A 23,453-nucleotide genomic window follows, 5' to 3' on the forward strand; every position below is an offset into this window, starting at 1 on the left:
ATGCGCTATCTACTATTAGAAAGTTGGCGAATTAAGCCGGAAATTGCGCTAAGAAACGGAGATCGTTCTCAAAGAAAAGACGTAAATCATCAACGCCATAACGCAACATCGTCAAGCGCTCTAAGCCAGAGCCAAAAGCAAAACCGGTATAGCGCTCTGGATCAATGCCCATATTGCGCAATACATTTGGATGAACCTGCCCTGCTCCAGAAATCTCTAACCAACGGCCGGCTAACTTGCCGCTACCGAAGGCCATATCGATTTCAGCTGAAGGCTCAGTGAATGGGAAATATGATGGGCGGAAACGAACTTGTAATTCATTCGTTTCAAAAAAGGTTCTTAAGAAATCGGTATACACACCCTTGAGATCAGCAAAGGAAACGCTCTCTGCAATCCATAAACCCTCTACCTGATGAAACATCGGTGAGTGGGTGGCATCGCTATCAACACGATATGTTCTGCCCGGTGCAATCACTTTGATTGGTGGCATCACATCATCATGAGCATATTTCTTAACATGCTCACTCGCATAACGAACCTGAATCGGACTGGTATGAGTGCGTAGCAACAAAGGCTTCCCATTGGAATCTTTGCCATCAATATAGAAGGTGTCCTGCATTGAACGCGCAGGATGATTCTCAGGACTATTTAAGGCGGTGAAATTAAACCAATCGGTTTCAATTTCAGGGCCATCTGCTACATCAAAACCAATGGAGCGGAAGATCTCTTCAACGCGCTCCCAGGTTCGCATCACAGGATGCAAGCTACCTACAGCTTGGCCACGGCCAGGCAAAGAGACATCAATTGATTCCGCGGCAAGACGTTGCATCAATACCGCATCAGCCAATGCTTGGCGACGCTCTTGTAATGCAGCTTCTACTTGAGTTTTGATTTGATTAATTTGGGCGCCAGCACTCTTGCGCTCATCAGGCGACATTCCACCAAGCGCTTTTAAACGCTCAGTGAGAACACCTGACTTACCGAGATACTTGGCTTTCGCGTCCTCTAGAGCTGCCGCATCGGCAGCTCCGAGGAAATCACGTTTAGCATCCTCGACAATGTGGTCGAGAGAAACCATTGCAGCTTAGTTATTAAATAAACTAAGAATTAAGCTGCAGCGCTTACTACGGATTTGATCCGAGTAACCAAAGCGGCAAAAGCTGCTTTGTCAGCAATGGCCATATCAGAAAGCACTTTGCGGTCGAGTTCGATCGCAGCTTTCTTCATACCATTCATGAATACGCTATAGGTCATGTCATGCTGACGAACTGCCGCGTTGATACGAGCAATCCACAATGCGCGGAATACACGTTTCTTATTGCGACGGTCGCGGTATGCATATTGACCAGCACGCATAACTGCTTGCTTAGCAATACGGAATACATTTTTACGACGTCCACGATAGCCTGTTGCGGCATCGGTGATTTTCTTATGACGGGCTCTTGCTGTAACCCCACGTTTGACTCTTGGCATTTATTTCTCCTAATCTAGTCTGAGGTTAAGCGTATGGAAGCATGGAGCGAATTGACTTAACGTCTGCCTTCGCAACTTCTGTGGAACCACGCAAATGACGCTTGTTCTTTGTGGTCTTCTTGGTGAGGATGTGGCGTTTGAAAGCCTGACCTCGTTTGATCGTTCCGCCTGCGCGAACCGTGAAGCGCTTTTTAGCGCTACTCTTGCTCTTCATCTTGGGCATAAAGCACCCCTTCTTCTGCATGTGCGACTTAGGTGGTAACCGACGGTTACGCTTCCTGTACCTAGAAGCACTTCTAACTACCAGAGTCTTGCGACTCCTCCCTACTTAAACAACAAACCTAATCTTGCGATTTGGTTTGTTACTTAGCCTTACGAATGGGGGCCAATACCATCACCATCTGGCGACCTTCCATCTTTGGAAACTGTTCTACTTGACCATACTCAATCAGGTCTGACTTCAAACGCTCCAACATTCTGACTCCGATTTCTTGGTGGGCCATTTCACGACCCCGAAACCGCAGCGTAATCTTTGTCTTATCGCCATCTTCTAAAAAGCGGATTAGATTGCGTAGCTTCACACCATAGTCACCATCATCTGTGCCGGGACGGAATTTAACTTCCTTCACCTGAATCACTTTTTGCTTGAGCTTAGCTTCATGCAAACGTTTGGCTTCTTGGTACTTGAATTTGCCGAAGTCCATGATGCGGACTACAGGTGGCACAGCCGTCGGAGCAATTTCAACCAAATCGGTCTCTTTCTCTTCTGCTAAAGCCAGGGCTTCACTCAACTTAACTACACCGATGGGTTCTCCATCCAGTCCAATCAGACGCACTTCAGGAGCAGTAATCTCCCGGTTTATGCGCTGCGATTTATCAGTAGCGATCTTCTTAATTCCTTTAAAAAAACAATAAAAACCATTCCACCCCTAGCTAGGCTCGGGTCCGACTTTCTGGGAAATATCCTGCTGGAGTCGGGCAACGAAGGCATCAAGAGGCATTACGCCTAAATCCACTCCGCCACGGGCACGAACGGCCACCGAATTACTTTCTGCTTCTTTATCCCCTACAACTAACAAAAATGGGAGCTTCTGTAATGCGTGCTCGCGTATTTTATACGTAATTTTCTCATTCCGCAAATCCGATTCGACTCTAAACCCTTGTTTTTTCAGAGATTGCTGGACTTTTTGTGCGTATGCAGCGGAATTATCCGAGATATTGAGGACTACAGCCTGGGTCGGAGCAAGCCAAACCGGCATGTTTCCAGCGTGGTTTTCGATCAAAATACCGATAAAACGCTCTAAAGAGCCCACAATTGCTCTGTGAAGCATCACAGGAGCCTTGCGAGCGTTCTCTTCGGTGACATATTCGGCGCCTAAACGGGCTGGCATCGAGAAATCCACCTGAATCGTGCCGCACTGCCAAGTACGCCCAATCGAGTCCTTGAGGTGATATTCGATCTTAGGACCATAAAAAGCACCCTCGCCTGGCAATTCTTCCCATTCTTGTCCTGAAGCAGTCAAGGCGCCACGTAAGGCAGCCTCAGCCTTATCCCAAATCGCATCGTCACCAACACGCTTTGCCGGACGTAAAGCTAACTTGACGGCAACTTCAGTAAATCCAAAGTCTTGATAAACCTCACGAACAGCCTTATCAAATGCAGCTACTTCTGACTGAATCTGATCTTCAGTACAGAAAATATGGCCATCATCCTGCGTGAAACCACGTACACGCATCAGGCCGTGTAATGCGCCCGATGGTTCATTGCGGTGACATTGACCGAACTCGCCATAACGTAATGGCAACTCACGATAACTATGTAAGCCTGAGTTAAAAATCTGAACGTGTCCCGGGCAGTTCATCGGCTTTAACGCATAAGCGCGATTCTCTGACTCGGTCGTAAACATGTTTTCTTTGTAGTTATCCCAGTGACCAGACTTCTCCCACAATCCACGATCGAGAATTTGTGGAGCCTTGACCTCTTGATAACCTTCGCGCTGATAAACGCGACGCATGTATTGCTCAACTTCTTGCCAAATTGACCAGCCTTTTGGATGCCAGAAAATTAAACCGGGTGCTTCAGGCTGAAAGTGGAATAAGTCTAAGAACTTACCGAGACGACGGTGGTCTCGCTTCTCAGCCTCTTCGAGCATATGTAAATGCGCATCTTGATCTTCTTTTTTCAACCAAGCTGTACCGTAGATCCGTTGCAGCATCTCGTTCTTGCTATCGCCACGCCAGTAAGCGCCAGCAACGCTCAGAAGCTTAAATACCTTAAGCTTGCCAGTGGATGGCACATGGGGTCCACGACATAAGTCAGTGAACTTACCTTCGGCATACAAGGAAACATCTTCACCTTGCGGAATACTAGAAATGATTTCTGCCTTGTAGTTTTCGCCTTGATCTTTAAAAAACTTCACCGCTTCATCACGGGGCATCACTGTGCGAATCACTGGCTCATCTTTTTTAGCCAGCTCAGCCATTTTCTTTTCAATCGCTACCAAGTCTTCTGGTGTGAATGCGCGATGAAATGAGAAGTCGTAATAGAAACCGTTTTCGATCACAGGCCCAATAGTGACTTGCGCTTCTGGAAAGAGTTCTTTAACGGCGTAGGCCAACAAGTGCGCTGTGGAATGACGAACAATCTCGAGAGCTTCTGGGCTTTTATCGGTAATGATGGCCAAGTGACTGTCTTTGTCGATAACAAAGCTAGCATCAACCATCTTGCCATCAACAATGCCACCAAGAGCTGCTTTGGCAAGACCGCTACCAATGCTTTGGGCAACATCAAGAACACGGACGGGAGCGTCAAACTCACGTTTAGATCCATCTGGCAGAGTAACTACAAGCATGACCACCCCATCTTATTAAGATTCAGTCGATTGACTGATGTACTGCATAACATCCACCAAAAAGAAAGCGCGGGAGCTTTTCGGCAACCGCGCACTTTTGGGTCTTTATTCGTTGGTAGGCTCGATTGGACTCGAACCAACGACCCCCACCATGTCAAGGTGGTGCTCTAACCAGCTGAGCTACGAGCCTAATCTGTTTATTTTACCCTATTGATCTCCACCACTTGTGCATTACTACCATCACCCTGCAAGCCATGATTTATATGGCATTGCGAGTGTATCGATGTATGGCACTTTGAGATGTAAACACACTCATGCATATAGTAATTGCACCATTTGCAAACACCTCAAGAATATTCAAAAACTTGTCTGGGCCCAAATTGGGCCCATTTTGGGACAGTTTTGGGCCCAAGCTATAAATTTCTCGAGATGAACTATGAACACCACTCCACTACTTTTCTCACTCTATACTATATATAGAGTGAGAAAAAAATCGTAAGACTTATTTGCTCTCTGGGTTGATTTGCAAAAACTGCTCTAGTGCAATTCGAACAATATCCGAACGACTGGGAATAGAGCCCATTCCCTTGGATAGCTCAATGCGTTTTTGGTCAATGGCCGACAAAAATGATTCATCAACTCTGACTGCCAACTGTTTGCTCTCGCCGCTTAATTTCATAAAACCACCCATTTGAATTATTTGTTGTTTTTATATTGTCTCATTTGTCATACATATTGACAAATTCAATGTTTTCATATACAATATAGTTGTATTACAGTAATAAAGTAATTTAAATAACGTTAACTTCGGGAAATAAATATGACTACATACATGAAAGCAGCAGAATTGGCAGCCCATATTCCATATAAGGCTCGCTACATTAATGAATACCTAAAAGATCGTGTATTCATAGAAGGGACCCACTACGTGCGGCTACCTGGATCCAGACGCATTATGTACATCTGGGAAACCATTCAAACGGATTACCTCAAACAAACAGCCTTAGAAATTCCAATGGCTAATGGAGGTGTGTGCCATGGGTAGTATTCGCACACGAGCAGAGTCCAATGCCCTCTTTTTTGATTTTCGCTATCGCGGCATCCGCTGCAAAGAACTTACCAAGCTCAAGCCCACTAAGGCAAATATCTTTAGATTGGAAGCAATCATGAAGACTATTCAAAAGGAGATAGACGAAGAAACCTTCTCCTATCGCAAATACTTTCCCAATAGCAAACGTGCGGATTTATTTGAAAGCGCAGCTCCATGCACTACATCCACTACCAATGAAGAGTTATTGGCTGGCGCACAAGTCGCTGCTCTCGAGATGCGCAATACAGGCGCAAAACAAGCAATCATCAATATTGATGGCATGCCTAGCTTCTCCGAATTTTCCGATCTTTGGTTTACTGAACGTCAAATTAGTTGGAAGCGCTCCACTCAGGGGAAAGTAAAAGACATTCTAGTCAAGCACCTTGTACCCCGCTTTCGCGGAAGACGCGTCCACGAAATTTCCAAAGCCGACATCCTGTCTTATCGCGGACTTCTTGCAAAGCCCAATGAAGATGGAAAGGTCTTGTCAGCCACTCGGATCAATGGGATTCTGAACATCTTGAAACAAATTCTGACTGAAGCAGCTGATCGCCACGAATTTGAAATAGGTTTTCGCGGCATTAAACCCTTGCGGATCCCCAAGATAAAGATTGAGCCCTTCTCCCTACTAGAGGTTGGACAAATCCTGGAGGCAGCCCCCAAGGAATATAAACCCTATCTCACCACGGCTTTTTTTACTGGTATGCGCACCTCTGAATTACTTGGCCTTACTTGGGCCAGTGTTGATTTAAAAAACGCTAGCCTAACTGTTGAACAAGCTTGGGTAGGCGGTGAAATTGATTCGACCAAAACCGCTGGATCCGAGCGAACCATTGATTTATCTACTCCGGTTATTCAAGCCTTACTCGAGCAACGCAAAATTACAGAATCCATTAAATCTGAATACGTCTTTTGCTCAAGCAATGGCACCCCCTTTAGTCGCCACAACTTTGCTAATCGCATCTGGCACCCCCTGCTAACGCAATTAAACATTAAGCGACGACGACCCTATCAAACTCGTCATACAGCAGCAACGCTTTGGCTAGCTTCAGGTGAAAACCCAGAGTGGATTGCGCGGCAAATGGGTCACACGTCGACTCGCATGCTTTTTACTACCTATTCAAGGTATGTACCTAACCTTACCCGCAAAGACGGCTCAGCTTTTGAGCAACTACTGAACTCTCAACTTCCAGGATAAAAATGAATACCCCATATTACCTAATGACACAACAGGACAAAGAATATCTACTTCGTGGCGAGGAATTTCTTCGCAATCTTCTCAAAACAAGATTGATCGACTTTTCTATTAATGAAATCAAAGCGGCAGGTTATACATGCCCTGACTATCGCTCGCTTTATTTGCTTGGAAGAGATTTACCCCCAGTTCCAGCCATCTACTTTCTCTTTAATCAAGCCGGCGGAATCTACTACATTGGCCAAAGCGTGAATGTCTTTAAACGTATCTGCTCAGGACATACAAAAACGATGGGCCGCAACTGGACCAAGCTTTCCATTCTGGGACTAAAACCAGGTGCAACTCAAGAACAATTGAACTATGCCGAAGCGATGTTTATTTTTATTCATCAACATAAACGTTCTCGTAATAAACATGGCAAGACTTTGGTTGACATGAGTTTTAAAGAGGTAATACATCGTTTTGATGCTCAATTTGAAGAAACCATCTTTCCAATTGCACTTTTAGATATAGCTCAATTTATTGAATATTGGCAAAGAAATGAGGCTTTATTCCAAAAATAAGATCGGAGAGCTATGGGGGCGGACTACCAAATACTCATAATATTTGAACAATAAAGGCTATTTGCGAACAGAATAAGCGGCTTAAAAGAGAATGCTTGAATGTTGGCTGCACCCGGACCTACCTCAACCACCCAAACTTCACCCCCCCCCATCACCTACAGTCGTAATCCGTTGCCCTCGGTTCGAGCAAAGATCGAGGGGCCAAGAATTAGAAAAAAAATCAATAGCCTGCAAAGATGCAGGCTATTTTTACCCAAAATAAACTTGGAGCACTCAAAGAAATGAGTGAAACGCGAGGCTTACAAATCTTAAAATCTATTTCGAGGCTGCTATAGGCTAATTACAGCAACTTTAAATTAGACCAAACTTCGTTCGTTAATTTGTCGTTTACCCCAACTTCCTTAGCAAACAACCTCCAGGAGCTAACAGCTCTTTTCACATCATCTAATATCAATTCTGGTTTTTTAATATCAAATTGTTTTGCTAGTGCCAGTAAGTCCGCTCTCGTATGTCCATCGAACTTGCCATTAATGCCGCATAAATGTTGATAAGTCCATTCGCCTTTTGGGTTATATGCATACATCACATCATAAGCAGGTGCTAATTTCCAAACGCCATCTGGACCCATTAAGAAGCCAAAGTTCTTAGTATGGTCATCACAATTGCGAGCCATGATATTAAAAGCGACACGTCTAAATGCCTGGGATAAAGCGTCATGCCCTAAGCTGAGCGCATTGATTGCTCTTAAGTACTGCTGATAGTCATGCACGCCTTTTAGTCTGAAATCCATTTCCATCAATCCACATAACGATTGATAAAAGATCTTTTGATTGCCCTCTCGATCGAAGCGCTTGGTCATAAAATGTGAGCGGCCATTTTCTTCAAACAGTTTGGACTCAGCCATATCTATACCAGCTGCTTTTGCCATCAAGTAGTAGGCATACTCTACCTTGCCGTAGCCTTCTGATAAACCAAGCTCAGTATCCTCACCCACACCATCAAACTTTAAAAGCCAGTGCTCTGAGCCCGGTGGCGCATCAAACTGACCACCAAATACTTCATTAGTTTTGGGATTCCAAGCAATTACCGCTTTTGCTCTTGCGCCACCAGCAGAAGTGCCAACTGACAGTAAGTCTTGCAAAGATTCCTCGGGAGTATCTTCCAAATTACCCGTTAGCGCCCTTCTTGCCATCTCGACAAGATTGGACATTTCTAAAGCAGCTTTATTTTTAACAATATCTTTAGTGGCTGGCACAAACTCAAATGCGCCCATTGCTCTTTTGCCTGTATAGGCCAATCGATCCAACACAGTCACATCTCTTGGCAAAATACCTTTTGAGGCCATGTATTGATTAACCAAGGCGTTACCAAAATCATCTGGCAACGAGTCGACTAAAAATGCTGGCAAGCCTCGATAGGTTCGCTCTGGTAGATCGTTAAATCGTTGTATTTGAGAAGGATTCTGACGTAAGTCATCGATAGGTAAATTAATCGGTGCAATATCTAAATTCAACTTCAGAAACTGTGGGTCAAACTGTGTATTCAGTTGACCGCTAGCATCTACAGCGATAGCGCAGACTCTTTGTCCCCAAAGGTTGACTGAGATTGCGGGAACACTCATTGCTTATCCTTTGTTGTAGCTGCCTTCTTACCAAACCGTCTTGCATTCTTGCGCTCATGCCCAAGATCAACTGCATCTAGCGGCGATACCTGCGACACCGGAATTAGTTGAAGCACTTGATCCAAGCCGCCCAATACTCGCAGTAATCCTAGCAAAGTTGATAAACGAATATCTTCGCCTGCCTCCGCTTTAGCGATGGAACCTGCAGCAACACCTGCCTTTTCCGCCAACTCTGCTCTTGGCATATTGCGCTGTAAACGTAGGCGACGTAAACGCTGTCCAAGCTCTACTTGAAGCTCAGAATTGGTCTTAAACTTGGCTTTTATATTATACATAATAGTAGTAAATATATCATATTATTAGCTTTATTTACTATTTTAATAGAAAATATAGCTATGTAATATTAAGCCAGTTCAAGAAGTACCACCCCCGCCTTAAGCTTGCCAAAGTCATATTCACGGATACCCCTCCTTTAAAACTTGGGAAAAAGCCTAATCTAGAAAGGTGCACGAACCAAAGCCAGAAGAGATAATGCCGCCCTGACCCCAAACATCGCGGCAATCCCCTCATGTTGCGGAACACCCTTCTTCTTGGATATTTGAGTTAAATCGAGATCTACCCGAATCTTCCCCCTTGTGCTACCTGAATCTTTTGGCTCCAACTCTCTGGCCTGACTTATCTCAAGCTGGTCTTCCCAATATTGCCGCTGGCGCTTAGCGGATGGAAAATCCTTGCCAACGGATGGGGAATGGGCGATCACTATTGCCTCCTCGATTTTTAACTCACGCAAAAACCAGATCCAGCGCTTAGCTTTTGGCAACGAGTCGGTCTCAATGGAAAGATGGGTTCCCGCAATCCAAAGCTCAAGAAAGTCACTCAACAATTCTTGAACGCGCTTTTGACAGGCTAACTTCTTGCCAAGCCATGGCATTTCACCTTGATAGACCTTTTTCAGCAATTCACAAGTTGACATAGCAATGCTGAATTGTTCAGGCTTACCAACTAAATCGGCAACTAGCCTATTGGCTTTGGGTTTTGTTAGTAACACCCCTTTTGAACGCAATACCCCCTGAGGAAGACTTGGTAGCATCTGGATCCATAAATACAAATCCTCCAACCGATAGCCATAGCGATCTGACGCCAACTTCAACGGGTACAACTCAGAATCTTCATTCTCAGGCAATGGTGCTGTTTTTGCATATTCAATGAAATTCAGAACCTCTAAAACCTGCAAAGTTTTTGCCGTTATTTCCTTTGGTGGAATTACCGCTGATGACTTGTTAAATTTTACTGTCGACTTCTTTTTAACTGGGGCGATATTTTTGCCATCCAACAACAATCGATCGCAGAGGGAATCCAAATAAACGCCCTGCCTAATCTGAGGAGGCGTAGCAACCGATAGTTTTCTCTCGATTTCGTATAGATATGAAGTCGAGTAACCACTTAGAGGCTCTAAAGTAGCAATATCCAATTGGGGCGTGAGTCTATAGGCCATGCGCCCTAAAATAAAATCCGCCAGGTGGATGTATGAGCCCATCGTGATATCAAGCCCTGCGTGACCCATCAAGCTACTGATCTGAAGCATCGATCTCGTATTGGTTGGCGCCGATCCTAGCAATGATTGGCGCACGGATGCAGAAATCATTAATCTTCTGGAATCATGCTCTGTTGGCAAGAACCATTGCGGCAAAAAAACGCCTTTACCCTGCTCGCCTAACCAGAACATCACCGCAAGCCAGTTGGCAAAACTATGTCTTAGATGATGAAACCGTAGCCCTTCATCATCATTTAAATGCTTAAGCGCTTTAGTGAGGCGCTCTAAATTGGGGTCTCTGTCATTGGCCTTGCCATTTTTAACAAATAGATTAAACAAGGGCTCAGCCCCCGTACTCGCCTTGAGCGGATCATGGGTATCGGGATTCTGTGCTTTATCGCTTGCCCTGATTTGATTGCGGCGAAGCACCCATAAATTACGCACTGCAATTAATGCATGTGCAGGCATTAAAGCAAAAGCCGGCAAAAGTCGATTAGCAGAGCGTGACTTAAGTTCACGCAATCCATTTTTACAAATTTCAATCCAAAATTCAGGCGGGGTCTCCTGTGTAATGGAGACACCTTCAATAAAGTCGATATCTTGGATTTGCAAACCCAAGACTTCCGATCGTCGCAAGCCACAGAAAAAACCCAAACTCAGAACAACCTGAAGTTGCTGGACTAGAGCGCTCGCTGCTTCATTCTTCCCTACCAAACCCCCATAGAGTTTTGTAATTTCTTGCTCAAGGTGATTAGAAATTTGAAGACAAGAATCCAAACTGATCAGATTGGCATCGACAGCAGCATTACCACGGCCACTTACTCGAAAAATATCATGGTCGCTTAATGGCACTACACCATGTTTAGATTCCAAATACTGATGTAGTGACTTAAGAGCGCGGCCCACGATACGGCGAACACCATTTGAGGGCGTATCTTCTAGGGCAACCTGATAGACTTCGAGATAGGCTTCCTCATCACCTAACTTCGTTAAATCCAGTCGCCCCAGCTGCCCCACTAAGCGCCCGGCAATGCAGTTCACCATTTGATAAGTAGTGCGCGGTCTTTTAACCCTTCGTCCGCGACCCTTGGCTAAAAGATACTCCGCTGCCCATAACCCCAGAATGCGTACACTTGGTAGTAGCTCACTATCATTGGCAGCCAACCAGGCCTTTACCCTTTTTTGAGGCTCATCTAGTTTCGAATTTAATACGCCACCCAATTCTCGCAACTGCACTGGAAGTGCATCATCTTTTTCCATCGGGATATTGCTTTGTTCATGCTCACCCTCTTCGCCTTCTTCTTGGCTCTCATCGCTTGAATCGCCCACCAAAGAAACGGGGCCTGCCAAGGCGGGCATCTCTCTGCTGGTGAGGCTACTGAAATACTTGGCAGGAGGATGAATCAATCGGTCCCAAACATGCTCGGGTAGCGAGGTACTCACAAGGCGATCGCTTGCATATTGAACTAGCCAAGGAGGCATATGCAAATGAAGCCGTGCCCTTACTCCATCCAAAAGGGCTTTGATTCCACCCGGCAATTTATCTGAAAACTCATGATGTTTTGCGTAAGCGCTAATCAAGCCATAAACATTTTGTCCATCAGAAACCCGTTTGAGCTCTGGCATCACTAGTTTTTGCTGATCGCTAGAGCTAACTAAGATTAAACGGGTTACTGGGTCAATAAACCAGCGCCGTAATACAGGATGTTTGGGAGGGTTTTTTCCTTTAACGGGGTACAAAGAAACCCAGCGTAGCCGCGGATCATGTTTTCCTTCCACAAGAGATTTAAGGAGCTCCATCAGAAAAACACTATCCACCAATGCGCCATTTAGCATGGCCGAGAGCAGTACTTGACCCCACCAAGCCTGCGAACCTACGGTACATCGAGTCTCCTTTAAGGATCGATTGAAAGCCTCAAGCAAAGGGGTAATCTTTGCTCGCTTTTGCATATTGTCATGAGTAAAGGGAGATGGCGGCATGGGTGGCAGCGGCGCTGGCACATAGGGAATAGGAATATCAAAACGACCCAGAGCATTGCCTGCCTCAATTACCTCTAAAAATCGACGTCGTACTTTAAAACCAGAGTCAGCTTTTGCGGAGTGCTTCACCTCCAAAAGAATTGCTCTGATAGCGGACTTGTCCAACTTGAGAGTCCCAGGTTTGCACTTGAGAATTTGCGGATTTTTTTGCTGGACCTGATACAAGATTTTTAACGTGTCCGCGCTTAAGTCACTTAAATCTATCGATTGCTCGGCATGAGTTATATCCGATAATTTGGGATACGACCCCTCCAAATGTGACCAGCCCACCCAAATATCGGGATCTAAATCAGAGATCTGGACTCGTGCCATGATTAAAAATCGATCACCTGAAAATCAATACCCTCTTTGCCCAATAATTTTTCAAATGGACTTTTGAGTGCCTCTCGCAGATAGTAGGGATCCATCGCCGAATCAGGCCCCCAAGGAGATTCCCCGAGTTGCCAGTGGCCCATCACCGTTTTAATCACCGTTGCAAAACTTTTCTGCTTCTCATTAAACAAAGTGGTTGCTAAAAAATGGCGCCCATTATTGGGGATCGGCCAAGAACCTAACTTTAAGGAATCTAATAGCGCTTGCAATCTTCTGCCCGAGAATTCCTTGGGTTGCCATATGCCGCCCACTTCTTCAAAAAGAAAGAGCGAGCTTTGCAATGACAGCGCAAATGACTTGGTGCCGTAGATGCGGATGTCGCGATTTTTCGTCGCAGGGACTTTGAGCTCTGGACTGGTTTGAAAGGAAAGGGTTACCCATAATCTTTTGAGGTGATTCAAATAGGCGCTTACACAAGCACGTACATCGTCAGGAATCCATACAAGGCGCGCATGCGAACCGTTGTCCCGATCTTTCTCCTCCATATGCAAGAAGCCCGTTTCCTGATCAATCAGACCTAAATCCAAAATAGGAGTATTGGCATTACGAAAGGCCGTAACAATACTTAGAGCAATGCCGGTATAGGCCACTACCAGGTTGTGATAGTGATGCGGCTCTTGTTGATCATGATCGGCAATTTGAGCGCGCAGCATTTCTAAGAGCGTTTTAATACCCTCTACTTTTGGAGCCCAATCATTGCCCGTGAGACTATTTGGAATCTGCGCAGTATTCTTCGATAAAGAAAAGAGAGGCTTTACTAGTGAGCCATCTTTTAGTAATTTTTTATCATCAGGCGTAGCAACTTGAATTTGCTTCCAGAGATTACGCATGATCTTGCAGTAGTAATCATCCAAAACCGCTCTATCAAGGGCGGCGTAATGAGACTGGACCTCAGACTGGGGGCTACTTCTGCCAAAAAGAGCACAGTTTCTGAGCAACTCCCCCTCTTCCAGACCTTCGAACCAGCTTGGCAAAAGCTCCCCAATGCTATCGACCCCGACCCAATCCTCATCAACCCCCGCCTCAATTAAGGCGGGTGCTATCTGCGTAATAAAAACTTTTTTATAGACCGCCTCAGTTTGGGTGAACCATTTCTTGTTACGAGTCTTGGGAAGTAATTGACCCACAGACCATATGTCCCAAAAGGCAATTCGGGGAGATACCGCAACAGAGTCGCTAAAAATGATGCGGGCATTCTTATTTCTATCGGGTACTGGATATGGTCGAAGCCAAACACGATACTGATCTGAATAAGCAATCCTCCATTCAGATGGCAACTCTTCAATAGAGGTGAAACAATGCAATGAGGTCGCTTCTTTAAGGCTATGGCCAGTAAATAAAGCTACTGCGCAAAGTTTGACGGTCTCATTAAGCAGGGCTTTGGCTTGGTCACCAGCATCCATCAAGCTTTGACTGTAAAGATTTTGCAAGACGCCTATGACCCTGACAAAGAGCGGGACTCTGGCACGATCCAATCGGTTACGAAAAGATTGTGCCCTCATGATTTCCATTCGATACCTAGCTCTAGCTGCAGCGTAAAGGGTATTTAATGGAGGCAGCTCTCGTGGGCCGCCATCGGTGGAGGCTGGGTCTAAAAAATCGTCAGGCTCAAAAAAGATTTCTTCTGCCTCAAGATACTCACCGGGATGAGCGCCCTCCTCAAATAGAGTCGCTACTGTATCCACTTCTGGACCAATCCATTCGATATGGGGCCGAGTATTACTCTTACGCTTTGATGCGATGGCGGGAAAACCTTGGGCAATCCAAAATAAATGGTGATCCTCATAAATCCTTGAATCCGTCAATTTTTTTTGGGGAATCTTTTTTCTATCACCAGGAAGAGAAAAGGTATCAACTAATTTTTTTGCAAATTCACTGGGATGCCTCAATACATACCCAAAATTGACCACATCGGCAAACCCAGCAAACTCCTGACGGAATAATTCCTCAGGATTGGCGTGAATATCCGAGAACACCTGATGCATCGCATTGGGCTTGTTATAGGCAAAACAATGCGTGCTTAGGCGCTCTAGTAAAAAACCATGCTCAATAGAATGAATTTTGCGCAATAAGCGTCCGGAGTCCCGCAAGCGAGCATAGAGGTCGCTACCGTAAAAATACTTTGACTGCGCTTCCTCCTGGGAGCGGCGCAGCCTCATATAGGAGCTTAGATACAAGCCTTGCAAGCCTCGATAAACCTGATCACGCACCGTATAAATAGCCTCAGTGGGAGGTGTAGCTGATCGGTACCAAAGAGTCATCCACACGGGATGCTCCTCCTCAATCCCCCAAAATGGCGGGCCAATCGATTTCAAAACCCGCTTCTTATTCGACGCCTCACCATCCCCAGCTTCTGGACCCCATCTTCTTTCAACCTTACTTAAAAGGTATATCTTTTGGAGCTCAGGGGATTGGCGCTCTGCTTGAACAATCTCGATCCACCGCCCTAAATGATGAAAAATCTCATCTAGATCATGGGTGTAAATTGGCCCTTGGCCCAAACTCCACTGTTTTGCGCAAGCCAGAATTTCGGGCAAGTTATCTAGGTTTAGCCAAAGACCAGCCAAAGATTTAGGGATATCGAGATACCATTCGGCCACCTGGTGCAAAGCCTCAAAACCATCATATTTTGAGAAGGCAGACAGAAATGGTGTTCGATTGTCCTCATCCCTTGCAGGGGATTTACGGGGGCCCTTCCCCTCGAGAATCTGGGGTAACTCTTCGTTATCCACCAGCCCTCGACTCCCCAATATTTAATGCCTTAGCCGAACCGAGCACCTCTTCTATTTTTTTATCGGGATCTTGAAAGGCTAAATCTATTAACTTTGACCAATTTTTAGGCAGGTTAAGGGGTGGGCCCATTTTGGCCAATTCATCCTTTGGGAAGGATCTAACTCTCTCTCGCAACTCTTTAGGTCTGTTTCCAGAGAAAAACAATGGGATTAATAGATCTTGAGTCAATTCAACCAATTTTGAGGTTTTGGCATCGTCAACAAGCCAAACTGGGATCTTCGTCTTCAGACCCAAAATTGCTTTTGCTAGGAGAAGTTGGGGTTTTCCACAAATTACCTTATATTTTGCCCCTCCCCCGTTAGCTAGGAATTCGGCCGAGGACTCCTCAAACAAGACAATGGGGTGCATAACAAGCAAGGTCTCAAGGGCTTCAGAATTTAGGGATTGAACTAACTGCTGTAGAAACGGTTGATTCTCAGAAAAATCTGATTCAAGCTCGATTTGCTGGATGGTAAGAGAAATTTGCTTGATTTTCGTCATGAGACCAATTTGGGTGGTGTTCCCTTTTTAGCACACTATTTACCGAAAATCCACTATGGTCTTTGACTATTATTTTTATGTTTTTGTCAGTTTTAAAATGTCTTAATATGTATAAAACCTTATTTTAAAGCATTTAAACGCTGTTTTTTAAATATGAGCTCGACTATGTCAAGGTGGTGCAACCAGCTGAGCTACGAGCCTATATAGCCATAGAGTTTATCACCGGCGGCGCACTTGAGTCACCCCTTTGACCTCTTCGAGACTGTTTTGAACTAAACGTAAGGCTTCTGAGTCTTTAATTTCCACAGTCAATAGGATTTGAGCAAGGCCACGCTTGGCTGATTTACGCAAGTCAATCACGTGAATGCCCTGCCTTGTCAGGATTTCAAACAACTCGCGCATGAGCTCAGGACGATCCAAACCAGTTACCGCTAAATCTGCTGGAAACACCCGTTTTGCATCACCTGCAGGCAAGGCTTCTGTAGAAGCTGCATTCCAAGCAGTCTGAATCACGCGCTCTGGAGCGCGCTCCAATAAACCTCTAAACGTTTTACAAGATCGACGATGAATAGACACACCCCGACCTTGGGTCACAAAACCCGCAATCGCATCCGGTGGCACCGGTCTGCAGCATCGCGCTAACTGCGTCAGCAATGAATCCACTCCAACCACCAAAACATCACCAGCTTGACCCTGCTTGCGAGTGCTTTGCCTTAGGACAATCTCTGGGGCTGGTGCAGCAACCTTGGTCTCAGCCTTCGATTCTGTTTTGATTTCAGGAGGCTTAGCGCCTGCTTCTTCATCATCCAAAGCATTAAACCAAGTGCGCACACGAGTACGGGCACGCTGTGAGCGCAAGTAGTTGCGGTTAGGGCTTATCCAATCGCGGGATGGGCCACCATGCTTTACCGCAATGATTTCAATGGTCTGACCGTTCTGCAAAGGCGTATCCAGAGGAACCATCGCTCCGTCGACTCGAGCGCCACGACAGCGATGACCAAGATCAGTATGAACGGCATATGCAAAGTCGATGGGGGATGAGCCCTTCTCCAATGAAATGACTTTACCCAGTGGGGTTAGGACATAAATATGGTCATCAATCTCGTGGTGCTTCAATTGCTCCCAGGCATCTTCTTTCCAGGAGATGAGCTGTCTAGCCCAAGCAATCTGACGCTCATAGGCTACTGCTGCACTATGTGTGCCAGTTTGATGATTTGGGTTTGGCGTGCTTGAGCCGTTGGATGCGGGTTTATTTTTTGGCGGTGTTGCAGCTCCAATATAAGCGCCCTCTTTATAGCGCCAGTGCGCAGCCAAACCATACTCAGCTTGTTGATGCATTTCATTAGTGCGCACCTGAATTTCAAAGGCGGTACCATGCTCGTCCATCACTACGGTATGTAAAGATTGATAGCCGTTGGGTTTAGGCCTAGCAATGTAATCATCGAACTCGCGTGGGACTGGCTGCCAAACGTTATGCACTATTCCTAAAATGGCATAGCAAGATTTAACGTCCTCAACCAACACTCTAAATGCTCTGACATCATAGAGATTGGCAAAGTCGAGTGACTTACCCTGCATCTTTTTCCAAATGCTGTAGATGTGCTTTGGGCGACCCTGGACTTCACCTTGAATATGCGCGGCATTTAATTCTTCTTTGAGCTTTCTGACAATCTGCTCAATAAAAGATTCACGTTCAATACGCTTACCATCCAACATCTTGGCGATATCACGATAGACCTCGGGGGAAAGAACTCGAAACGCCAAGTCCTCCATCTCCCATTTCATTTGCCAAATACCAAGGCGATTAGCTAATGAGGCGTCAATGTTGAGAATCTCTTGCGCCCAAGCTTTTGGCATCTCCATCTTTTCTTGGGTAACCCAACGCAGTGTTTGCAAGCGAGAGGCAAGATAGATGAGAACAACCCGCAAGTCATCACCAAAGGCGAGCAACATCTTTCTAAGCATTTCTTCTTGACCAGAAATACTTAGACCGCCATCATTGCGAACTAACTTAGCTTGAGCCTGCCTGAGGCCGCGATATCCAATCAGGAGTTTGGCTGACTCATCACCGATGAGCTTAGTCAGCGCCTCTTTGCCATGGGTGCGCGCAATATTAGTTGCAGCGGTTAGCGTAGCCTCATCAAGGTGCAACTGCTTAAGGATACTAAGAACGCCAGCGGCATGATTTTCTGAGGGCTCGCCATACCAGCCATCAACAATTTTGATGCTCTCAGATGCATTGCCAACATTGGACATGGGCGACTGAAGTCCTTAACTAAAAAATTCTTTTGCTAGAGCTACTTGTTCTGGCTTCACAAAAGCAGGTGCATGCCCTACCCCTGGAATTTCAATACTACGAATGTATGGGTTGACTTTGCACATCTCCGCCACTGTTTTAGCTGAGAGCAAATCCGATTCACCGCCACGAACGATAAGCATCGGGATATGGATTTGTTTAAAGGCATGCCACATCGCCATCTCCCCTGCCTTTGCCATGATTGGATTAACAGAGGCAAACGGCACAGAAATATCTGGGTCATAGTGCATAACCCAAAGGCCATCCTTTTGGACTAGCATCGGCCCGTTATAAATTTCCCACTCTTCGGGTGCATGATTGCCAAACGATGCGCAGATCTCATTTAGGCGTTGCAAGGCATCTGCACGATTAGTGAAGGTGAATGGTTGACCAACGTAAGAGCCTAAGCGCTTAATTGCCTCTGGTTCAATGCGTGGACCGACATCATTAATCAACATGCGACGGATTGGATTCTTGGGCATTGAGGCATAGACCATGCCAATCAGGCCGCCCATGGAAGTTCCAAACCAATCTACTTGTGTAACGCCAAGTTGCTTAATCAAGCTTGCCATGTCAGCTACGTATTGAGGCACGGCATACAACATAGGATTCTTAAGGCGGTCAGAATCGCCTCGACCGACTACATCTGGACAGACGACGTAGTAATCATTACTCATCGCCTCGGCAAGGGTTTTGAAATCACTACCTCTGCGAGTTAAGCCATGAACACAAACTAATACTTTTGGGTTGTTGGGATTACCCCAGGCGTGATAAGCCATACGATGTGGGCCATCAGGACTGGTGCAAGTGACAAAGAAGGTATCGCCATGATGAGTCACATTCGGCTTCTTAATCTCTTCGTTGAGGTGTTCGTCGTGAGTATGCTCATCCACCATACCCGCAACTTCTGGCTGCAGGGTGACATGATCAATACCATGCTTGTCCAATAGCATTGTATTGATGCGCGCCATGATGTCTGGCCACTCATTCATCTGCTCGATTTCAATATGACCAATCAAAGCTGGAAAGCTAGGCGTCATTTCCCACACATGTAAATCATGAACAGCCAATACACCTGGAACTTTTTTAAGATCACTACCTACTTGTAGATAGTCAATATGTAGCGGCACACCCTCCATCAAGAAGTGATAAGACTCACGCAAGATGGAAACGGTAGACTTCAAAATCAGCAGCGAAACCAGGATAGAAAGAATTGCATCGATTGGCATCCAACCAGTTAACTGAATCACGACACCGGCAATCAGGGCGGCTACAGAGCCCAATAAGTCACCCATGACATGCACCAACGCAGCACGAGTATTAACACTTTTCTTATCGCGTGAAAGCACCCAAGCCACGACGATGTTCATTAGTAGGCCAATCGCGGCCACTACAGTCACCGTTAGCCCATCAACCTTATGTGGATCATAAAAACGACTGACTGCCTCAACCATAATCCAAACGACTAGGGCCAACATCGCAATGCTGTTAACAAATGCCGCCAAGGCTTCAGCCCTTCCGAAACCAAACGAATGCTTAGGCGATGGTGGACGACGAGAAATAATTTGAGCCAGTAAGGCCAAGCCTAATGCAGCTGCATCCGTCACCATGTGACCTGCATCTGAGATCAAGGCTAATGAATTCGCAAAATAAGCTGCGGCACCCTCAACACCAGAAAAACCCAATGTCAGAACTAAAGCAATGAGAAGGAGGTTTTGATTGGATACCTGCTTGGCATGGGAATGCTTAGCATCACCCTGCTTATGTGCATGAAGCGAATGATCAACAGCACTCATAAAAGGCTCTTTAGAAATAGAAATGGGGTCATTGACCCCATTATTTCACTATCCGATGAAAAAGGTTAGAAACCTGATGTGTCAACAGGGGCACCTGTTTTAGACACGACCTCTTCCTTGGATACGCCTGGAGCCAACTCTACCAACTTCAAACCCTTAGGCGTGATATCAAGAACACAAAGGTCGGTGATGATGCGACTAATTACACCCACACCAGTTAATGGCAATGTGCACTTAGGCAAGATCTTGATTTCTTCTGTGCCGTCCTTCTTCTTGGCAACGTGCTCCATCAAGACAACTACATGCTTTACGCCAGCAACCAAATCCATGGCGCCGCCCATGCCTTTAACCATCTTGCCTGGAATCATCCAGTTCGCCAAGTCTCCATGCTCGCTCACCTGCATTGCACCCAAAATGGCGATGTTAATTTTTCCGCCACGAATCATTCCAAAGGAATCCGCAGAAGAAAAGATTGAAGAGCCTGGCAAAGTAGTAATTGTTTGCTTGCCCGCATTAATTAAATCAGCATCAATCGTTGCTTCAGTTGGGAACGGGCCAATACCCAATAAACCATTCTCAGACTGGAGCCACACTTCCATTCCTTCAGGAACATGGTTGGCCACCAAGGTTGGCATACCAATACCTAAATTAACGTAGTAGCCATCTTTTAATTCTTTAGCAGCACGTGCTGCCATTTCATCTCTATTCCAAGGCATATCAATCTTCCTAAATATTCTGTACTGTTTTTATATAGCGTCTATGGGTATCAAGCTGCAGACAATGTGCGCTGCTCAATACGCTTCTCAGGCGTAGTGTTGAGCACCAAGCGATGCACGTAGATACCAGGCGTATGGATCTGATCGGGATCTAACTCGCCGTTCTCCACAATCTCTTCCACTTCAGCAACAGTGATCTTGCCCGCCATTGCGACAACTGGGTTGAAGTTACGAGCGGTATAGCGATAAACCAAATTGCCAGATTTATCAGCCTTCCATGCTTTCACTAGAGAAATATCAGAAACGATTGAGCGCTCCATGATGTAGCGCTCGCCATCGAATTCTTTTTCTTCTTTGCCTTCAGCAACCAAAGTGCCAACACCTGTTTTGGTATAGAAAGCAGGAATACCGCAACCACCAGCACGCAACTTTTCCGCCAAGGTTCCTTGCGGAGTAAATTCCAGCTCAAGCTCACCAGCTAAAAACTGACGCTCAAACTCTTTGTTCTCGCCTACATAAGATGCAACCATCTTCTTCACTTGCCTTGAGTTCAAAAGCAAACCCAAGCCAAAGCCATCTACCCCAGCGTTATTGGCAATCGCCGTCAGATTTTGCGCGCCAAGATCCTTAACCGCTTGAATCAGGGCTTCAGGAATACCACACAAACCAAAACCGCCAACTGCGAGCTTCTGGCCATCCTTCAAGATATCCCGCAGGGCATCCACGGCTGATGGGTAAGTCTTATTCATAAATTCGTCCTAATATTGCCAAAAAGGGTAAAATAGTAATCATAACGCTTTAGCCTCCTAAGCCTATTAGCGTTGGGCACCAACCTGGTTTTTCTGGCTTAGAACTAAACTATGGGTGTGATTTGAGGCTAAATAAATGGCAGAAATGCTCAAAACGCCCAAAATACCTTAAGCACCCTATTTTTAAGCAATGCGGAGAGATAAAATGACTGCCCAGGAATTACTCGAACAGTTTGGCCCCAGAGAATCTATGGACTACGACCTTGTCATCGTAGGTGGTGGCCCCGCAGGCTTATCTGCAGCCATTAAAGCAAAACAGCTAGCCAATGAATCTGGCAAAGAAATTAGCGTCTGCGTTCTCGAAAAGGGCTCTGAAATCGGCGCACATATTCTGTCAGGCGCAGTAATGGATCCCAAGGCGCTTACTGAACTCTTCCCAAACTGGAAAGAGCTAGGAGCGCCACTCGATACTGAAGTCAGTCAAGATCTGTTTTTATTTCTGACAAAAGACAGCTCATTCCAAGTTCCGAATTGGATGCTGCCCCACTGCTTCAAGAATGAAGGTAACTATATTGTTAGCTTAGCCAATGTCACTCGCTGGCTCGGTCAACAAGCCGAGAATCTCGGTGTAGAAATTTTTCCTGGCTTTCCAGCTGCAGAAATTCTATACAACGACCAAGGTGCAGTTTGTGGCGTTATTACAGGTGCTATGGGTTTGGACAAAGAAGGTCAACCTACCGATCAATTTCAACTTGGTATGGAATTGCGCGCTAAGTACACCCTGTTCGCCGAAGGTTCACGCGGTCATTTAGGCAAACAACTCATTAGCAAATTTGCATTGGATAAAGATGTTGATCCGCAAAGCTACGGCATCGGTATTAAAGAGTTATGGGAAGTTGAACCTTCCAAGAGTAAACAAGGCCTAGTAGTTCATACCGCAGGCTGGCCTTTAGAGAGCGATACCTATGGCGGCTCATTCTTGTATCACTTGGGTGATAACAAAGTTGCTGTTGGCTTGGTGGTGGGCCTCTCCTATAAGAACCCATACCTCTCACCGTTTGAAGAGTTTCAACGCTATAAGTTACATCCAAAAATTCGTGAAACTTTTGAAGGTGGTAAACGTCTGGCCTATGGTGCTCGCGCACTCACAGCTGGCGGCTTAAATAGCCTACCTAAAACTGTTTTCCCCGGTGGCGCATTGATTGGTTGCGATGCTGGCTTCTTAAATGCCTCTCGCATCAAAGGAAGTCATGCGGCTATTAAGACTGGCATGCTTGCCGCTGAAGCTGCTGTTGCCGCACTTGCTGAGAATCGCTCTGCTGATGTGTTGGCTGCCTATCCAAATGCATTTAAAAATAGCTGGCTCCATACTGAGTTAAGTCAGGCGCGCAACTTTAAGCCATGGATGTCCAAAGGACTTTATCTCGGCACCCTGATGGTTGGTTTAGAGCAAAAGCTTCTGGGCGGCAACATGCCTTGGACAATTCATTTAAAGCATGCAGATCATGAGTGCCTTGAACCAGCAGCACAACATCAACCAATTGATTATCCAAAGCCCGATGGCAAGATTACATTTGATCGCCTCTCATCGGTATTTATCTCCAATACGAATCATGCTGAGAATCAGCCCATCCATCTCACCTTAAAAGATGCATCGGTACCGGTGAATTTGAATCTCAAAACCTACGCAGGACCAGAACAACGTTACTGCCCTGCTGGCGTGTATGAGTATGTAGAAAAAGATGGTCAAGAACAGCTGCAAATTAATTCGCAAAACTGTGTGCACTGCAAGACTTGTGATATTAAGGATCCAAGTCAAAACATTGTTTGGATTACTCCTGAAGGCGGTGGCGGCCCTAACTACGGTTCAATGTAAGGATTGC

Annotated in this window: 19 protein-coding genes and 1 tRNA gene; 4 read left to right on the plus strand and 16 right to left on the minus strand. The window is 45.7% G+C overall.

Annotated elements, in window-relative coordinates; genetic code table 11:
- Positions 1-31 precede the first annotated feature (31 nt).
- The 7 genes from pheS to ICN30_RS00715 form a co-directional block, all read right to left on the minus strand.
- Positions 32-1,078 (minus strand): phenylalanine--tRNA ligase subunit alpha, encoded by a 1,047-nt coding sequence (gene pheS, locus ICN30_RS00685; RefSeq protein ID WP_216272600.1) that lies wholly within the window; start codon positions 1,076-1,078, stop codon positions 32-34.
- Between the two features lie 29 nt (positions 1,079-1,107).
- On the minus strand, positions 1,108-1,473 hold the full coding sequence (rplT, locus tag ICN30_RS00690) for a 50S ribosomal protein L20 (RefSeq protein ID WP_015421011.1): 366 nt from the start codon (positions 1,471-1,473) through the stop codon (positions 1,108-1,110).
- Positions 1,474-1,498: 25 nt separating this feature from the next.
- Positions 1,499-1,696, minus strand: coding sequence for a 50S ribosomal protein L35 (gene rpmI, locus ICN30_RS00695; protein WP_011902674.1), 198 nt, complete (start codon positions 1,694-1,696; stop codon positions 1,499-1,501).
- A gap of 139 nt (positions 1,697-1,835) precedes the next feature.
- Entirely contained in the window at positions 1,836-2,360 is a 525-nt protein-coding gene (gene infC, locus ICN30_RS00700; protein WP_215387895.1) for a translation initiation factor IF-3, read from the minus strand.
- 42 nt (positions 2,361-2,402) lie between these two features.
- Entirely contained in the window at positions 2,403-4,325 is a 1,923-nt protein-coding gene (gene thrS, locus ICN30_RS00705; protein ID WP_216272601.1) for a threonine--tRNA ligase, read from the minus strand.
- A gap of 113 nt (positions 4,326-4,438) precedes the next feature.
- Positions 4,439-4,515: transfer RNA gene (locus ICN30_RS00710), tRNA-Val, on the minus strand.
- A gap of 312 nt (positions 4,516-4,827) precedes the next feature.
- Positions 4,828-5,004, minus strand: a complete 177-nt coding sequence (locus tag ICN30_RS00715) for a hypothetical protein (RefSeq protein WP_216272602.1) — start codon at positions 5,002-5,004, stop codon at positions 4,828-4,830.
- 141 nt (positions 5,005-5,145) lie between these two features.
- Here ICN30_RS00715 and ICN30_RS00720 point away from each other — a divergent pair, with 141 nt between their 5' ends.
- From ICN30_RS00720 to ICN30_RS00730, 3 genes are read left to right on the plus strand one after another with little or no spacing between them, the layout of a single operon-like run.
- The gene (locus tag ICN30_RS00720; RefSeq protein ID WP_071539103.1) at positions 5,146-5,370 is read left to right on the plus strand and encodes a hypothetical protein; all 225 of its coding nucleotides are present in this window, start codon (positions 5,146-5,148) and stop codon (positions 5,368-5,370) included.
- Positions 5,363-6,613 (plus strand): Arm DNA-binding domain-containing protein, encoded by a 1,251-nt coding sequence (locus ICN30_RS00725; RefSeq protein WP_216272603.1) that lies wholly within the window; start codon positions 5,363-5,365, stop codon positions 6,611-6,613. Before ICN30_RS00720 ends, ICN30_RS00725 begins: the two co-directional genes overlap by 8 nt.
- A gap of 2 nt (positions 6,614-6,615) precedes the next feature.
- Positions 6,616-7,173, plus strand: a complete 558-nt coding sequence (locus ICN30_RS00730) for a GIY-YIG nuclease family protein (RefSeq protein WP_216272604.1) — start codon at positions 6,616-6,618, stop codon at positions 7,171-7,173.
- Between the two features lie 340 nt (positions 7,174-7,513).
- Here ICN30_RS00730 and ICN30_RS00735 read toward each other — a convergent pair whose 3' ends face one another.
- The 9 genes from ICN30_RS00735 to ICN30_RS00775 all read right to left on the minus strand — a co-directional run bounded on the left by ICN30_RS00735 (position 7,514) and on the right by ICN30_RS00775 (position 21,570).
- A complete protein-coding gene (locus ICN30_RS00735; RefSeq protein ID WP_216272605.1) occupies positions 7,514-8,794 on the minus strand; it encodes a type II toxin-antitoxin system HipA family toxin in 1,281 nt (426 codons plus the stop codon).
- Positions 8,791-9,129, minus strand: coding sequence for a helix-turn-helix domain-containing protein (locus ICN30_RS00740; protein ID WP_216272606.1), 339 nt, complete (start codon positions 9,127-9,129; stop codon positions 8,791-8,793). The genes ICN30_RS00735 and ICN30_RS00740 overlap by 4 nt, the downstream gene beginning before the upstream one ends.
- Before the next feature lie 161 nt (positions 9,130-9,290).
- Complete coding sequence (locus tag ICN30_RS00745) at positions 9,291-12,680, minus strand: tyrosine-type recombinase/integrase (protein ID WP_216272607.1); 3,390 nt, start codon at positions 12,678-12,680, stop codon at positions 9,291-9,293.
- Between the two features lie 2 nt (positions 12,681-12,682).
- Positions 12,683-15,472, minus strand: a complete 2,790-nt coding sequence (locus tag ICN30_RS00750) for a hypothetical protein (protein WP_216272608.1) — start codon at positions 15,470-15,472, stop codon at positions 12,683-12,685.
- Positions 15,465-16,013: a hypothetical protein gene (locus tag ICN30_RS00755; RefSeq protein ID WP_216229425.1), complete on the minus strand. Its 549-nt coding sequence runs from the start codon at positions 16,011-16,013 to the stop codon at positions 15,465-15,467. Before ICN30_RS00755 ends, ICN30_RS00750 begins: the two co-directional genes overlap by 8 nt.
- A 219-nt stretch (positions 16,014-16,232) precedes the next feature.
- Positions 16,233-18,269, minus strand: coding sequence for a bifunctional (p)ppGpp synthetase/guanosine-3',5'-bis(diphosphate) 3'-pyrophosphohydrolase (locus ICN30_RS00760; RefSeq protein ID WP_216272609.1), 2,037 nt, complete (start codon positions 18,267-18,269; stop codon positions 16,233-16,235).
- Between the two features lie 15 nt (positions 18,270-18,284).
- Entirely contained in the window at positions 18,285-20,105 is a 1,821-nt protein-coding gene (locus ICN30_RS11720; RefSeq protein ID WP_216272610.1) for an alpha/beta fold hydrolase, read from the minus strand.
- Between the two features lie 65 nt (positions 20,106-20,170).
- Entirely contained in the window at positions 20,171-20,821 is a 651-nt protein-coding gene (locus ICN30_RS00770; RefSeq protein ID WP_215334880.1) for a CoA transferase subunit B, read from the minus strand.
- Positions 20,822-20,871: 50 nt separating this feature from the next.
- Positions 20,872-21,570: a CoA transferase subunit A gene (locus tag ICN30_RS00775; RefSeq protein WP_216272611.1), complete on the minus strand. Its 699-nt coding sequence runs from the start codon at positions 21,568-21,570 to the stop codon at positions 20,872-20,874.
- Between the two features lie 205 nt (positions 21,571-21,775).
- Here ICN30_RS00775 and ICN30_RS00780 point away from each other — a divergent pair, with 205 nt between their 5' ends.
- Positions 21,776-23,446, plus strand: coding sequence for an electron transfer flavoprotein-ubiquinone oxidoreductase (locus ICN30_RS00780; RefSeq protein ID WP_216272612.1), 1,671 nt, complete (start codon positions 21,776-21,778; stop codon positions 23,444-23,446).
- Positions 23,447-23,453 lie beyond the last annotated feature (7 nt).

It is taken from the genome of Polynucleobacter sp. 31A-FELB (genome assembly GCF_018882405.1).
Lineage (GTDB): Bacteria > Pseudomonadota > Gammaproteobacteria > Burkholderiales > Burkholderiaceae > Polynucleobacter.

What these genes read in the sequence shown, in the direction of transcription:
- ICN30_RS00735 (WP_216272605.1), bottom strand. Translation starts at nt 8,794, where the DNA reads ATGAGTGTTCCCGCAATCTCAGTCAACCTTTGGGGACAAAGAGTCTGC.
- ICN30_RS00745 (WP_216272607.1), bottom strand. Translation starts at nt 12,680, where the DNA reads ATGGCACGAGTCCAGATCTCTGATTTAGATCCCGATATTTGGGTGGGC.
- ICN30_RS00775 (WP_216272611.1), bottom strand. Translation starts at nt 21,570, where the DNA reads ATGAATAAGACTTACCCATCAGCCGTGGATGCCCTGCGGGATATCTTG.
- rplT (WP_015421011.1), bottom strand. Translation starts at nt 1,473, where the DNA reads ATGCCAAGAGTCAAACGTGGGGTTACAGCAAGAGCCCGTCATAAGAAA.
- ICN30_RS00780 (WP_216272612.1), top strand. Translation starts at nt 21,776, where the DNA reads ATGACTGCCCAGGAATTACTCGAACAGTTTGGCCCCAGAGAATCTATG.
- thrS (WP_216272601.1), bottom strand. Translation starts at nt 4,325, where the DNA reads ATGCTTGTAGTTACTCTGCCAGATGGATCTAAACGTGAGTTTGACGCT.
- ICN30_RS00730 (WP_216272604.1), top strand. Translation starts at nt 6,616, where the DNA reads ATGAATACCCCATATTACCTAATGACACAACAGGACAAAGAATATCTA.
- ICN30_RS00770 (WP_215334880.1), bottom strand. Translation starts at nt 20,821, where the DNA reads ATGCCTTGGAATAGAGATGAAATGGCAGCACGTGCTGCTAAAGAATTA.
- pheS (WP_216272600.1), bottom strand. Translation starts at nt 1,078, where the DNA reads ATGGTTTCTCTCGACCACATTGTCGAGGATGCTAAACGTGATTTCCTC.
- ICN30_RS00740 (WP_216272606.1), bottom strand. Translation starts at nt 9,129, where the DNA reads ATGTATAATATAAAAGCCAAGTTTAAGACCAATTCTGAGCTTCAAGTA.
- ICN30_RS00720 (WP_071539103.1), top strand. Translation starts at nt 5,146, where the DNA reads ATGACTACATACATGAAAGCAGCAGAATTGGCAGCCCATATTCCATAT.
- ICN30_RS11720 (WP_216272610.1), bottom strand. Translation starts at nt 20,105, where the DNA reads ATGAGTGCTGTTGATCATTCGCTTCATGCACATAAGCAGGGTGATGCT.
- ICN30_RS00760 (WP_216272609.1), bottom strand. Translation starts at nt 18,269, where the DNA reads ATGTCCAATGTTGGCAATGCATCTGAGAGCATCAAAATTGTTGATGGC.
- ICN30_RS00755 (WP_216229425.1), bottom strand. Translation starts at nt 16,013, where the DNA reads ATGACGAAAATCAAGCAAATTTCTCTTACCATCCAGCAAATCGAGCTT.
- ICN30_RS00725 (WP_216272603.1), top strand. Translation starts at nt 5,363, where the DNA reads ATGGGTAGTATTCGCACACGAGCAGAGTCCAATGCCCTCTTTTTTGAT.
- rpmI (WP_011902674.1), bottom strand. Translation starts at nt 1,696, where the DNA reads ATGCCCAAGATGAAGAGCAAGAGTAGCGCTAAAAAGCGCTTCACGGTT.
- ICN30_RS00715 (WP_216272602.1), bottom strand. Translation starts at nt 5,004, where the DNA reads ATGAAATTAAGCGGCGAGAGCAAACAGTTGGCAGTCAGAGTTGATGAA.